Below are 13,630 nucleotides of genomic sequence, written 5' to 3'. Positions count from 1 at the left end.
ATTCGCCCGGTAAGCGTTCGCCCGACAGGGAATAGGTTGCATCGCGAGGCGCGGTCGGTTTTAGTCTTCGGACAGACAGGCGGGCAAACCGCCGAGACGCAACCAGGGAGCGCCTTTTGGCCGATACAGCGAGCGGAGACGCGTTCGTCGCGTTTGAACGCGTGCAGAAGAGCTATGACGGCGAGACCCTCGTCGTTAAAGACCTCAACCTGTCGATGCCCAAGGGCGAGTTCCTCACGATGCTCGGCCCGTCCGGTTCCGGCAAGACGACCTGCCTGATGATGCTGGCGGGCTTCGAGACGGCGACCCACGGCGAGATCAAGCTCGAGGGCAAACCGATCAACAACATCCCGCCGCACAAGCGCGGCATCGGGATGGTCTTCCAGAACTACGCGCTCTTCCCGCACATGACGGTGGCCGAGAACCTCTCCTTCCCGCTGGAAGTGCGGAAGATCGGCAAGTCCGACCGCGAGGCGAAGATCAAGCGCGCCCTCGACATGGTGCAGATGGGCGATTTCGGCGGCCGCCGCCCGGCGCAGCTTTCGGGCGGTCAGCAGCAGCGGATCGCCCTGGCGCGCGCCCTGGTGTTCGAGCCCGAGCTGGTGCTGATGGACGAGCCGCTCGGTGCGCTCGACAAGCAGCTGCGGGAAAGCCTCCAGTTCGAGATCACCAACCTGGCCCACGAACTCGGCATCACCGTGGTCTACGTGACGCACGACCAGACCGAGGCGCTGACCATGTCCGATCGCGTCGCCGTCTTCGACGACGGCCGCATCCAGCAGCTCGCTGCCCCGGACGTCCTCTACGAGAGCCCGGAGAACAGCTTCGTTGCCCAGTTCATCGGCGAGAACAACACGCTGGGCGGCCGCATCAAGCAGAAGAGCGGCGAGACCTGCGTGGTCGAACTCGACAGCGGCGAGGTGATCGACGCCAAGCCCGTCAACGTGAAGGAGGTCGGGGAGCGCACGCTCATCTCGATCCGTCCCGAGCGGGTGGAGATCGACCCCGAGGCCCTGGGCCCCGATGCCCACACCCTGAAGGCCGAGGTCAAGGAATTCATCTACATGGGCGATACGTTCCGCACCCGCCTCTCGGTGGCGGGCAAGGACGACTTCATCGTCAAGACACGCAACCGCGCCGGCCAGGCGCGGCTGCAGCCTGGGCAAACGGTCCACATCGGATGGTTGCCGCAGGACTGCCGCGCGCTCGACGCCTGATAACAGGCGCTCGGGCGCTAAAGAGCCGGTTGCCCGGATCGGCTCTGACGGCGCGAAAGACCAAACCGGGTGAAACACGGGAGAAACGTATGAAACTCACCAAGATTCTCATGGCGACGTCGGCGCTGACTCTGTCCGCCGGCACGGCCTTCGCCGAGGCGCACTCGGGCGAGAGCCCCGTCGCCGGCGAGCCCATGGCCGACAGCATGACGCTGGTCAGCTGGGGCGGCGCCTACCAGAACTCGCAGCAGCAGGCCTACGTCGAGCCCTACCTCGAGATGAACCCCGACGTCTCGGTCACCTGGGACGAGCGTTCCGCCGAGGCCGTGGCCAACCTGCGCGCCATGTTCGAAGCCGGCAACGTGACCTGGGACCTCGTGGACGTGGTGGCCGCCGACGCCATCCGCCTCTGCGACGAAGGCCTGGCGATGGAAGTCGATCACGACGAGATCCTGGCCCCGGCGCCCGACGGCACCGATGCCTCCGACGACTTCGGCGACCTGATCGTCTCCGACTGCTTCATCCCGCAGATCGCCTATTCCACCACCTTCGGCTACCGCACGGACGTCGAGGAGTGGGGCGGCGAGACGCCGAGCGACATCTGCGCCATCTTCGATCTCGAGACCTTCCCGGGCCAGCGCGCCCTGGAGCGTCGCCCGATCAACAACATGGAGTGGGCGCTGCTCTGTGACGGCGTGCCGAAGGACGAGATCTACGACGTGCTCGAGACCGAAGAAGGTCAGCAGCGCGCCTTCGACAAACTCGACACGATCAAGGACCAGGTCACCTGGTGGAACGCCGGCGCCGACACGCCGCAGCTCCTCGCCGACGGCGAAGTCGTGATGGGCTCCACCTACAACGGCCGTCTCTTCTCGCTCATCGTCGAGCAGGACCAGCCGGTCGAGATGCTCTGGGACGCTCAGGTCTACGACCTGGACGGCTGGATCATCCCCGCCGACCTGCCGGAAGAGCGCCTGAACCGCGTGCTGGACTTCCTGTGGTTCGCCACGGACACCCAGCGTCTCGCCGACCAGGCGGCCTACATCTCCTACGGCCCGGCGCGTGAATCCTCCGCTCCGCTCGTGGGCGAGCACGCCGAGCTTGGCATCGACATGGCTCCGCACATGCCGACCAACCCGGACAACGCCAGCAACACCTTCGTCTACAACTACGAATGGTGGGCCGACTACCGTGACGACCTGGACGCCCAGTTCCAGGCTTGGCTCGCGCAGTAATCGACCGAAGACATGGGGACGGGCGCCCGGCGTCCGTCCCCCGCGCAGGAGGGGCGCGCGCGTCCCTCCTGCCAACCCGGGGGACAGGCGATGCCGAAGGGCTACTGGATCGGCCACATCACGGTGACCGACGCCGAGGCGTACAAGGAGTACGTCGAGCGCGACACGCCGGTGATCGAGGGCTTCGGCGGCCGGTTCCTGATCCGCGGCGGCTCTTCCGAGACTCCCGAGGGGACCACTCAGGAGCGCCACGTGGTGATCGAGTTTCCCGACTACGAGACCGCCGTCCGCGCTTACGAATCCAGCGAATACCAGGAGATCGCAGAGATCCGACGCCGAAACGCAGAGAGCACCATCATCCTCGTGGAGGGCACGTGAGCCCCGCCGCGCAGGATAGCTCCGCGCCGGCCTGGATGGCTCCGGGACGGTCGCGCGTCTCGACCTTCCTGGTCTGCGACAGCCCGATCGAGGTCGCCGGCTTTGCCAAGACGGTCTTCGGTGCCGAGGAGCGGCGCGCGCCGCTCTTCCGCTCCGACGGACGCCTCTGGAACCTCGAGCTCGCGCTCGGGGAGCATACGATCATGCTGGGCGAGGCCACGGACGGCATGCGCCGTCCCGGCTTCGTCTACGTGCATGTCCCCGACGCGGACGCGACCTACAGGGCCGCGCTCGATGCGGGGGGGCGCCCGGTGATGGAGCCCGAGGATCGCTTCTACGGCGACCGCGACGGCGGCGTCGAGGACATCGGCGGCAACTGGTGGTGGATCGCCAGCCACCGCGAGACGCTCGACGACGGCGAGATCGAGGCGAGGGCCGCGGACTTCGAGGCGGAGGGACAACCGTCATGATCGATCGCGTCACAGGAAAATATAAAGAGAATCAGGGTCTTGGCCTGGTGTCCAAATTTGGACGCCCGGCCGGACCCGGCCTCACGACGAGGGAGAGCCAGCGATGACAGACGCCACAGCGAGCCCCGACAAGGTCACGGGCCCCACGCCCGACAACGCGATCCGCGACGCCGAACGCGAAAGCGGCCCCATGCTCGCGGCCGACGGCACGCCGCTCAAGAAGTCGCTGGCCCGCGCCCAGCGGCGGCAGAAGATGCGGGCGCTCGGCCTCGTCGCACCCCTGCTGATCTTCATCCTCATCACCTTCATCATCCCGATCGGGCAGATGCTGTTCCGTTCGGTCGAGAACCAGATCGTCCCCGACACGCTGCCGCGCACGGTCGAGGCGGTGGAGAGCTGGGACGCCTCGAGCGGGGAGCCCCCCTCGCAGGAGGTCTACTCGGCCATGGCCCGCGACCTCGTCGTCGCCGAGGGCCTCAAGATCCACACCCGTGTCGGCTCGCGCCTGAACTACGAAGCGGCCGGTCTCTCGTCGCTCTTCCGCCAGGCGGGCCGCGACGTTGACGAGACCGGCGAGCCCTTCCTCGACGCCTTCGAGGAGTCCAACGAGGCCTGGGAAGAGGGCAGCACCTGGGTGTCGCTGCTGACCACCGAGGAGTACCAGTCCGAGATCGCCGAGTGGCAGGCCCGCTCCGACGAGGTCGGCCGCAGCTTCGACGAGCCCGCCGTCGACGTCGCCTACCGCGAGGGCTTCGAGGAGGCGCTTCCCCGGACGACCGACATGTTCTCCGATTTCGCCTATGTCATCGGCAGCGAGGACGGCGAGAGCCCTCTCGAGGAAGAGCCGTGGCCGCTGGTCTACCTCTCGCTCTACGAGGACCTCGAGGCGAACCCCGAGGCGATCGAGCTTTTCGAGGGCGAGCAACGCGCCCTGGTCGAAGAGGCGATGGCCGCCACCGAGGGCATGGGCCCCTACGACTACCGCGCCTTCTTCGAAGAGATCGACGAGGAGTGGCTCGAGCCCGACATCTGGGAGACGCTCCAGGTCTTCTCCGGTCCCTACACCTCCGGTTACTTCCTGTCGGCGGCCGACCGTGAGCTGACGCCCGACGGTGTCGAGCGCGTCCCCGAGAACGAGCGGATCTACGGCACGCTCTTCCTGCGCACGATGTACATGTCGCTCGCGATCACCTTCTCCTGTATCCTGCTCGGCTACCCCGTCGCCTGGCTGCTGGCGAACCTGCCGCTGCGCACGGCGAACGTGCTGATGATCCTCGTGCTGCTGCCCTTCTGGACCTCGCTGCTGGTGCGGACTTCGGCATGGAAGGTGCTGCTGCAGAACCAGGGCGTGATCAACGACCTGCTTGTCTGGCTCAACATCGTGGGCGACGGAAACCGATTGGCACTGATCAACAACCAGACCGGTACCATCGTCGCGATGACGCACATCCTGCTGCCCTTCATGATCCTGCCGCTCTACTCGGTGATGAAGACCATCCCGCCGAGCTACCTGCGCGCGGCCAAGTCGCTGGGCGCGACGAACTGGACGGCCTTCTGGCGGGTCTACTTCCCGCAGTCGGTGCCGGGCATCGGCGCGGGCTCGATCCTCGTCTTCATCCTGGCGATCGGCTACTACATCACGCCGGAAATCGTCGGCGGGGAAGACGGCGTCTTCATCTCGAACCGGATCGCCTACCACATCTCGACCTCGCTCAACTGGGGTCTCGCGGCGGCGCTCGGCTCGATCCTTCTGGCCCTCGTGCTGGCCCTCTACTGGCTCTACGACCGGATCGTGGGCATCGACAACGTGAAGCTGGGAGGCTGACATGAGTGATGTCGTCGACAACCCCGCCAATGCCATGAAGCAGGACCGGAGCCTTCTGAGCTTCGCGGTCCCCCTCACGGCCCTCCTCGGTGCGATCCTCGGCTTCGTCGGCGGTCAGGCCGTCAACCAGCCGCTCGCCGGTTTCATCGGCGGCGCCATCGTGGGCGGCGCCATCGCCTACGTCGCCGGGACTGTCCTGGCCGACCAGAGGACCACCGGCCGCTGGGCCGCCGTCGGCGTCTGCGCCGTGATCGGCCTGATCGCCGGCGGCATCGCCGGCATCGTGTCGGGCATCCTCGCGGGCGCCGTGCTGGGCTGGGTCGGCTACTGGCTGGCCTCGGGCGACTACCGCCGCGGGGTGCCGCCCTATTCGACGAGTGGGCAGGTGCTGTGGCACAACACCTTCCTCTTCATCTGCGGCCTGATCTTCTTCTTCCTGATCGCGCCGATCATGGTGATCATCCCGCTGTCCTTCAACGCGGAGAACTTCTTCACCTTCACGCCCGAGATGCTTTCGCTCGATCCGGAAGGTTACTCGCTCAAGCACTACCGCGACTTCTTCAACAACAGCGACTGGCAGCTCGCGATGCGCAACTCGCTCATCATCGCGCCCTTCGCCACGCTGATCGCGGTCTCGCTCGGGACGCTCGCGGCCATCGGCCTCTCGCAGTCCGACATCCCCGGCCGCCAGGCGATCATGGCGATCCTGATCTCGCCGATGATCGTGCCGCTGATCATCTCGGCCACCGGCATGTTCTTCTTCTACTCGGCGCTCGGGAACTGGCTGGAGGCGAACCTCGGCTTCAGCCAGGAGCTGTCGGGCTACATCAAGGTGATCCTCGCCCACGGGGCGCTCGGCGTGCCCTTTGTGATCATCACCGTGACGGCAACGCTCGTGGGCTTCGACAAGTCGCTGACGCGGGCCTCGGCCAACCTCGGCGCGGGACCGGTGCGGACCTTCTTCAAGGTGCAGATGCCGCTGATCCTGCCGGGCGTGATCTCGGGCGGGCTCTTCGCCTTCATCACGTCCTTCGACGAGGTCGTCGTCGTGCTCTTCGTGGGCGCGGCAGCGCAGAAGACGCTGCCCTGGCAGATGTTCATCGGCCTGCGCGAGCAGATCTCGCCGACCATCCTCGCGGTGGCGACGATTCTGGTCTGCATCTCGATCGCGCTGCTGACCACGGTGGAGCTGCTGCGCCGCCGGTCGGAGAAGATGCGGGGCATGAGCCCCGGCTGATCCCCGGGCGGGCCCGGCTTCGGCCGGGCCGCCCCTACGGCAGGATCGACAGCCAGATCCAGACCGTGACCACCGCCAGGGTCGTGCCGATGAGCACGCCCGAGGCGGCGACCCTCCGGGCCGTCCCGTAGATGTTCGCGAAGATGTAGGTGTTGACCCCCGGCGCCATGGCCGCGGTCACGACCGCCGAGCGCAGGGCGTCGCGGTCGAGGTCCAGCAGGCGTCCCATCCCGAAGACGATGGTCGGGTGCAGCACCAGGCTGACCGAGACGACGTAGAGGATCGCCCGCATGTCGCCCGCCGGCCGGTAGCGGAAGAGCACCCCGCCGAGCGAGAAGACCGCCACCGGGATCGCCGCGCGGACCATGAGATCGAGCGCGTCGGCGGCCACCTGCGGCACCGGTATCCGGGCGAGGTTCACGAACAGGCCGGCGGCGACCCCGAGGATGAGCGCATTCGAGAACATGCCCTTCAGCACCTTGCGCGGCAGGTCTCGGGCCGAGCCGCCGCGGGCGCGGATCACCTCCATCACGGTGATCCCGACGCCGTAGCAGAACGGCGAGTGCACCGCGATGATGGCGTAGTTGTCCGCCAGGCTCTCGGTACCGTACGCCCGCTCCATGATCGGGAGGCCGAGCAGGACCGAGTTCGAGAAAAGGCCGCAAAACCCGAAGGCCGTCGCGTCTTCCCAGGAGCGTTTGAACAGGAACCGCCCCCCGAGCATCCCGGCGAGGAAACCTGCCAGCGCCCCGGTGTAGAAGCTCAGGAGCAGACGCCAGTCGAAGCTCTGACCGAGGTCGAGGGTCGAGATCGCGCGGAACAGCAGGCAGGGCAGGGCGAAGGTCTGGGTCCAGTAGACCAGCGCATCCACCGCATCGTCGCTGACGAAGCCGCGCCAGCGGGCGAGGTAGCCGAACCCGATGACGAGGAAGACCGGAAGGACGACATCGAGAAGAGCACTCATCGGGCCGGGACCTCGCGTGTAGGGAGCGGAGACCGGCGACGAGAGTGCGGCACCTAGATCTCGAAGGTGAGGGTCAGCCCGTCATGCGCGGGCTCGACATGGGCGGGGGTCTCGGCCGCGACGGTCTCGTAGTCGAGGTCGATGTGCATGTTGGTCAGCACCGCCTTGCGAGGGGCGGCGACCTCGATCCAGTCGAGCGACTTGGCAAGGTGGGCATGCGTGGGATGCGGCTCGCGACGCAGCGCGTCCAGGATCCAGCAATCGAGCCCCTCAAGGAGCGGCCAGCTGTCCGCAGGGATGTCGGCCACGTCCGGCAGGTAGACCACGTCGCCGATCCGGAAGCCGAGCGCGTCGATCGATCCGTGACTGACCGGCACCGGCGTGAACCGGATCTCGCCGCCCGCGCCGTCGATCACCGTGTCGCCATCGATCCGGTGCAGGTCGAGGATCGGCGGGTAGGGCGAGCCCTCGGGCTGGACGAAAACATAGGCAAAGCGGTCGAGCAGTGCCTCCGCCGTCGGTCCGTCGGCCCAGACCGGCAACCGCGTGCGGGTGTTGAAGACGATCTGCCGGAGGTCGTCGAGCCCGTGGACGTGATCGGCATGGGCATGGGTGTAGATCACCGCGTCGAGCGTGCCCACGCCCGCCTCGAGGAGCTGGTTGCGCATGTCGGGTGTCGTGTCCACCAGCACGCGGGTCGTGCCCTCGGGCCCCGTCCGGGTGACCAGGATCGAGCATCGCTGGCGCCGGTTGCGCGGGTCGCCGGGATCGCAGTCGCCCCAGTGGCCGCCGAGGCGCGGCACGCCGCCGGAGGACCCGCAGCCCAGGATCCGGATCTCCAGTGTCGCCATCAGGCGGTCCCGGACCAGGCCGCGGCCTTGGAGAAGAGCCGGTCGAAGTTCGCCGAGGTCTGCGCGGCGAAGTCGGCGTAGTCCATGCCCATGGTCTCGGCCCCGACCTTCGCCGTGTGCGCGGTATAAGCGGGCTCGTTGCGCTTGCCGCGATGCGGGGGCGGCGCGAGATAGGGGCTGTCGGTCTCGACGAGGATCCGGTCGCGCGGGGCGGCGGCGAAGATCTCGCGCAGCTCGGTGGAGCGCGGGAAGGCGGAGATCCCAGACATCGAGAGGTAGAAGCCCATGTCGAGCGCGGCCTCCGCGAGGCCCCGTCCCGAGGAGAAGCAGTGCATCACGCAGGGGTAGGGCCCGTTGTCATGGCCCTCGCGCAGGATCGCCGCCATGTCCTCGTCCGCGTCGCGGGCGTGGATGATGAGCGGCAGCCCGGTCTCGCGCGCCGCGTCGATGTGGATGCGCAGCGACTGCTTCTGCACCTCGGCGCTCTCGGCGGTGTAGTGGTAGTCGAGCCCGCTTTCGCCGATGCCCACGAACTTGGGATGCCTGGCCAGATCGACCAGTTCGTCGACGGAGGCCATGGGCTCGTCCGCGGCAGACATCGGGTGCGTGCCCGCGGCGTAGAAGACAGAAGGGTGCGCCTCGGCGATGGCGCGCACCTGCGGCTCGGTCCGCAGCCGGGTACAGATCGTCACCATCCGCGTCACGCCGGCGGCATGGGCGCGGTCGATCACCGCATCCCGCTCTCCCTGGAAGTCGGGAAAGTCGAGGTGGCAGTGGCTGTCGACGATCTGGGGAATGGCACTCATGAAACCTCGGACGCGGCCTCTGCGCGGGCCGTCTCTTCGATCTTCAGGACCATATCGAGGATGAGGCTGGCAGGGTCAAGGTTGACCGCCCGCCCGTGGCGGGAGCGTTCGGTGAGCACCTGCGCCAGCTGCGCCCAGGCCCGCGACGCCTTCGGCCCCGGTGCGAGACGGGGCAGGAGCCGCGCCTCTCCGGGCGCGCCCTGGACCGAGGGAGCGCCCTGCAGCCCGGCCCGCGCCGTCCGCGCGAGGAAGCGGTCGATCAGGTCCAGCACCAGCTCGAAACGCGCGTCGTTCTGCCGGCCGGCGCAACTGTCGGCGAGCTTGATGGCAGCGGGGCGTTCGATCCGGGGCAGGCCTTCGAAGAGCCGAACCAGGTCGCCGTAGACCGAGAGCCCGTCGCCCTGCGCCAGGCGGATCGCCTCGCCCACCGAGCCTTCCGAGAGCGTCGCGATGGCCGCGGTCTCTGCGGTCTCGACGCCCGCCTGGGTCAGCGCCCGCTCCATGTCCTCGGGCCCAAGAGGGCGCAGCCTCAGTTCGCGGCAGCGCGAGCGGATGGTTGGCAGGAGCCGGGAGGGCCCATGCGCGACCAGCAACAGCGTCGTGCGGGCGGGCGGTTCCTCCAGCTCCTTCAGGAGCGAGTTCGCGGCCGCCACGTTCATCTCGTCGGCGGCGTCGACGATAACCGCCCGCCTCCCGCCGTCCGTGGCCGATAGCTGGAAGAAGCGCTTCATCCCCCGCACGACATCGGCCCGGATCTCGGCCGAGAGCCGGTCGCCCCGGTCGTTGGGCCCGCGCCGGACGAGGTGGAGCCGGGGATGCGCCCCCGACCTCGCGAGTCGGGCGTCCGGGTTGTCGGGGGAGACCTCGAGGGTCTCCGGCACGGGCGGGGGGCCGAAGAGGCCGTCCCCGGGCGGCGGCTCGGCGAGCAGGAAGGTCGCGATCTTCCAGGCCAGCGTCGCCTTGCCCACGCCCCGGGGCCCGGTCAGCATCCATCCAGAGTGCAGCCGCCCCGACCCGTAGGCTTCGAGGAACGCGGCCTCCGCCGCCTCCTGGCCGAATAGCCGCGGCGTCTCGCGCGGGTGCGGTGCGCCCGGCAGGCGGTCGGGATCGGGGAGATCGGCAGGATCGGCCATGCCCCGCTTCTCCCCCAAAGCCCGGAGCCGCGCAATCGCCCCCGCGTCTTCCGGGGCGAGAATTCGATGGCGCGGCGTTCGCCACGGGCATCCGGCGGCGGGGCGCCAAAGCCCGGACTCGAGACGAGCGGTCGCCGCTCAGTCTCGGCCGTTGCAGGTCCTGCGGTCGATGTGCTCGAGCAGATAGACCTGATGCCCGGGTGGGTGTCCGGCCGGATGGGGCAAGACGCTCCAGCCCCGGCCCCTCAAGCTGCCCGTGAAATTGGCGATGCTGTTCCATCCATCGCTCACGAGCAACGTGCAGGAGCCGGACACGTCGATCATCGCCTCGAGCGCGTCCGCCTGTCCCTCCGCTCCCCTTTGGTACCGCAATGCGCGGTTGATCGGGACAGCCTCCGGCGAGCGCAGTCCGACGATGTCGAACAGACGCTGCGACGTGGCCCAGGAGACGTAGCCGATATCGTGGATGAGCAGGGGGGTCTCCGGTTCCAGGTTCCGGTTGATCCAGTCGGAGGTCTGCTCGAGCGTGGAGCGCTTGGCCGCGAGAACGCCCAGGTGATCCCCCAGCCTGGGCACCGAGGCGGCGATGTTGAAAGCCAGTCCGGCCACCAGGATCAGCATCGTCGCACGGCGAGAGCCCGGCGCGTCGGACGCCCTCAGCATGGCGAGCGAGAACACCGCGACAGGCAGGACGAAATAGAGATACCTCATCCAGTTCTGAGGCAGGATCGCCGTGTGCATGACCGCGAGCGCGAGGGTCGCCACGAGGGCGAAGGCGACGGCGAGCCTGGCCAAGGTCCCCTTGGGCACGAGCAATGCCAGCAGCAGGGGGCCTCCCGCAAAGAAGGCGAAGCGCATCAGCGTCGTCCCGCTGAGGGCCGCCCGTTCATCCCAGGGCATGACGCTCGTCTCGAAGAAGTATTTCTTGGCGTCGCCCGTCACGGGCAGGAAGGTGCCCGCCAGCCAGTACTGCAACAGGCACAGCGCGCCGGTGACGGCCAGGAACGTGCCGGCGAAGGCCATCGCGGCCCGGCGATCGGACCGGCTGCGGATGTGCCACAGGCCGTGCGCCAGGAGGACGATCGACAGGATCGCAAGCTCCGGCCGAATGAACGGCAAGCAGCCCGCGAGGATCGCCACCGAGGGGCGGGTGGGTCTGGTTGCGGCCAGGGCCAGCACCCACAGGATCGCCGCCACCATCCAGCCGGTCTCGAGCCCGTTCACCTGGACCCGGATCAAGTCGCCTGCCGTCGCGGTGAGGGCCGCAAGGCCGAGACCGAAGGCGAGTGAAAGCTGCAACTCCCGCGCAAGGAACAGGGCGGCAAGCGCCTGGGCAAGCACGGCGCCCCAGGCAAGCCAGAACAGGGCGGCATCCGGCGGCATGGCCAGCCCCAGCAGGAAGACGGCGAGCGTGTGAAGAAGGCTCGTGGAGCCGTGGAGCGGCCGGACCTCGGGAAAGCTCGCGTCTCCGCCCACGATGGCCGCGGCGTTGTTGAGCACGATGTATGCGTCGTCGAGCCGGAAGGCCGGCCCGCCCGTCGCGCTCCATGCGCCCAGGGCGACCAGGCCGACGACAACGGCGATCAGCAGCCCGGCCAGGGCCCACGCCGGTCCGGTCGTGATCCGTGCCGGACCCGAAAGCGGTTCACTGGTACTCAACCGGACCTCCCCCAAGCAATCGTCCCAGGGGTTCTCGCCCCCATGCTGGGCCAATTCTTGGCAAGAGGCCGTCCGAAAGATGAAAGCTGCCCTGGCGGCGAGATCAGCCGATGATTTCGAACTTCGTCACGTCGACCATACCCCGGTCGGTGATCTTCAGCGCCGGAATCACCGGAAGGGCGAGGAAGGCGAGTTGGAGGAAGGGCTCCTCCAGGGTGACGCCGAGATCCGTCGCGGCGGCGCGGAGCGCCACCAGCCGGTCCCGGACCTCCTCGAAGGGATCGAGCGACATGAGACCCGCGACGGGGAGGGGAAGCTCGGCCCGGATCTCGCCGTCCCGGGCCACGACGAAGCCGCCCTCGATCTCGGCCAGGCGGTTCGCGGCGAGCGCCATGTCGGCATAGTCGACGCCGACGCAGGCGATGTTGTGGTGGTCGTGGCAGACAGTCCCGGCGATGGCGCCCGTGGTCATGCCGAAGCCGCGCACGAAGCCCGTGGCGATGTTTCCGTTCTTCCCGTGCCGCTCGACGACCGCGATGCGCACAAGGTCGCGCGCCGGGTCGGGGCGCTTGTCGCCGTCGGTGATGGGGACGTCTTCGCTGAGGTGATCCGTCAGGATCTGCCCCTCCCGGATACCGATGACGTCGGTCGCCTCGGTATTGGCCGCCATCCGGAAGCTCTCCGGAGCGAGCCGGGGGGCGCGCACCGAGTCGCGGCCCACCGGGGCGATCTCCTCGCGGGCCGCGAAGGCCTCGGGCCCCACGCGCCGCCCGGCGCACCATACCATCTCCGCGTCGCAGTCCTCGAGCGAGCGCAGCGCCACGATATCCGCGCGGTATCCTGGGGCCACGAGGCCGCGGTCCTTCAGGCCGAAGGCCTCCGCCCCGGAGAGGGACGCGGCCCGGTAGGCGGCGAGCGGCGGCGTGCCGAGGCGGATGAGCTCGCGGATCATGTAGTCGAGGTGCCCGTGCTCGTGGATGTCGAGCGGGTTCCGGTCGTCGGTGCAGAGGCACATGTAGGGCGCCGTCCGCTCGGTCAGGAGCGGCTGCAGGGCGTGCAGGTCCTTCGACACCGAGCCCTCGCGTATCAGGACCCGCATGCCCCGTTGCAGCTTCTCGCGGGCTTCCTCGGCGCTCGTCGCCTCGTGCTCTGTGCGGATGCCGGCGGCGGCGTAGGCGTTGAGGTCCTTGCCCGAGAGCAGCGGGCAGTGGCCGTCGACGTGTCCGCCCTCGAAGAGCCGCAGCTTGGCCATGGCGCCGGGGTCGCGGTGGATCACGCCGGGGTAGTTCATGAACTCGGCCAGCCCGATGCCTGACGCGTGTCCCATGAGGGGCCGCAGGTCCTCCGCCCCGATCTCGGCGCCGGCGGTCTCCATGTGACTGGAGGGAACGCAGGAGGAGAGCTGCACGCGGATATCCATCACCGTCCGGCGCGAGGCCTCCTGGAAGTAGCGGATCCCCTCGACGCCGACGACATTGGCGATCTCGTGCGGATCGCAGATCGCCGTGGTGACGCCGCGCGGCGCGACGCAGCGGTCGAACTCGAAGGGGGTGACGAGAGAGCTCTCGATATGCAGGTGCGTGTCGATAAAGCCCGGAACCAGAGTCAGGCCCGAGACGTCGACGACCTCGCGGCCCTCGTAGTCCTGCCCGATGCCGACGATGGTGTCGCCGCAGATCGCCACGTCGCCCGCGATCCGCTCTCCGGTCACGAGGTCGAGGACCTCGCCCCCGCGCAGGACGAGATCGGCCGGTTCGTCGCCCCGGCCCTGTGCGATGCGTGTCTCGAGATCGGCCATGTCGCCCTCCGTCAGCTGTCGCCCGCAGAGAACAGGCTTTGCGGCGGAGGGTCCAGC

12 protein-coding genes are annotated in these 13,630 nt (G+C 68.4%); 6 read left to right on the top strand and 6 right to left on the bottom strand.

Features of this window, described 5'->3' with window-relative positions:
* Positions 1–116: 116 nt before the first annotated feature.
* From F3S47_RS11070 to F3S47_RS11045, 6 genes are all read left to right on the top strand, one after another.
* Positions 117–1,217, top strand: a complete 1,101-nt coding sequence (locus tag F3S47_RS11070) for an ABC transporter ATP-binding protein (RefSeq protein WP_150445325.1) — start codon at positions 117–119, stop codon at positions 1,215–1,217.
* 89 nt (positions 1,218–1,306) lie between these two features.
* Positions 1,307–2,452 (top strand): extracellular solute-binding protein, encoded by a 1,146-nt coding sequence (locus F3S47_RS11065; protein ID WP_150445324.1) that lies wholly within the window; start codon positions 1,307–1,309, stop codon positions 2,450–2,452.
* 90 nt (positions 2,453–2,542) lie between these two features.
* Complete coding sequence (locus tag F3S47_RS11060) at positions 2,543–2,830, top strand: DUF1330 domain-containing protein (RefSeq protein ID WP_150445323.1); 288 nt, start codon at positions 2,543–2,545, stop codon at positions 2,828–2,830.
* The gene (locus F3S47_RS11055; RefSeq protein WP_150445322.1) at positions 2,827–3,300 is read left to right on the top strand and encodes a VOC family protein; all 474 of its coding nucleotides are present in this window, start codon (positions 2,827–2,829) and stop codon (positions 3,298–3,300) included. Before F3S47_RS11060 ends, F3S47_RS11055 begins: the two co-directional genes overlap by 4 nt.
* Positions 3,301–3,403: 103 nt before the next feature.
* On the top strand, positions 3,404–5,125 hold the full coding sequence (locus tag F3S47_RS11050) for an ABC transporter permease (protein ID WP_150445321.1): 1,722 nt from the start codon (positions 3,404–3,406) through the stop codon (positions 5,123–5,125).
* Between the two features lies 1 nt (position 5,126).
* Positions 5,127–6,362: an ABC transporter permease gene (locus F3S47_RS11045; protein ID WP_223877797.1), complete on the top strand. Its 1,236-nt coding sequence runs from the start codon at positions 5,127–5,129 to the stop codon at positions 6,360–6,362.
* 34 nt (positions 6,363–6,396) lie between these two features.
* Here F3S47_RS11045 and F3S47_RS11040 read toward each other — a convergent pair whose 3' ends face one another.
* The 6 genes from F3S47_RS11040 to ade form a co-directional block, all read right to left on the bottom strand.
* Positions 6,397–7,326: an AEC family transporter gene (locus F3S47_RS11040; RefSeq protein ID WP_150445320.1), complete on the bottom strand. Its 930-nt coding sequence runs from the start codon at positions 7,324–7,326 to the stop codon at positions 6,397–6,399.
* Positions 7,327–7,379: 53 nt separating this feature from the next.
* The gene (locus tag F3S47_RS11035; RefSeq protein ID WP_150445319.1) at positions 7,380–8,177 is read right to left on the bottom strand and encodes an MBL fold metallo-hydrolase; all 798 of its coding nucleotides are present in this window, start codon (positions 8,175–8,177) and stop codon (positions 7,380–7,382) included.
* Complete coding sequence (locus tag F3S47_RS11030; RefSeq protein ID WP_150445318.1) at positions 8,177–8,983, bottom strand: TatD family hydrolase; 807 nt, start codon at positions 8,981–8,983, stop codon at positions 8,177–8,179. Before F3S47_RS11030 ends, F3S47_RS11035 begins: the two co-directional genes overlap by 1 nt.
* Positions 8,980–10,116 carry a DNA polymerase III subunit delta' gene (locus tag F3S47_RS11025; RefSeq protein ID WP_150445317.1) on the bottom strand — a complete coding sequence of 379 codons (1,137 nt, stop codon included), beginning with the start codon at positions 10,114–10,116 and terminating at the stop codon, positions 8,980–8,982. The genes F3S47_RS11030 and F3S47_RS11025 overlap by 4 nt, the downstream gene beginning before the upstream one ends.
* A gap of 138 nt (positions 10,117–10,254) precedes the next feature.
* Positions 10,255–11,775, bottom strand: a complete 1,521-nt coding sequence (locus F3S47_RS11020; RefSeq protein ID WP_150445316.1) for a hypothetical protein — start codon at positions 11,773–11,775, stop codon at positions 10,255–10,257.
* Positions 11,776–11,878: 103 nt separating this feature from the next.
* Positions 11,879–13,573 carry an adenine deaminase gene (gene ade, locus F3S47_RS11015; protein WP_150445315.1) on the bottom strand — a complete coding sequence of 565 codons (1,695 nt, stop codon included), beginning with the start codon at positions 13,571–13,573 and terminating at the stop codon, positions 11,879–11,881.
* Positions 13,574–13,630: the final 57 nt, after the last annotated feature.

This window comes from Histidinibacterium aquaticum (genome assembly GCF_008710275.1).
Classification (GTDB): domain Bacteria; phylum Pseudomonadota; class Alphaproteobacteria; order Rhodobacterales; family Rhodobacteraceae; genus Oceanicola; species Oceanicola aquaticus.
The sequence above is the reverse complement of the archived record's forward strand: the minus strand, read 5'-3'. Positions and strand labels throughout refer to the sequence as shown.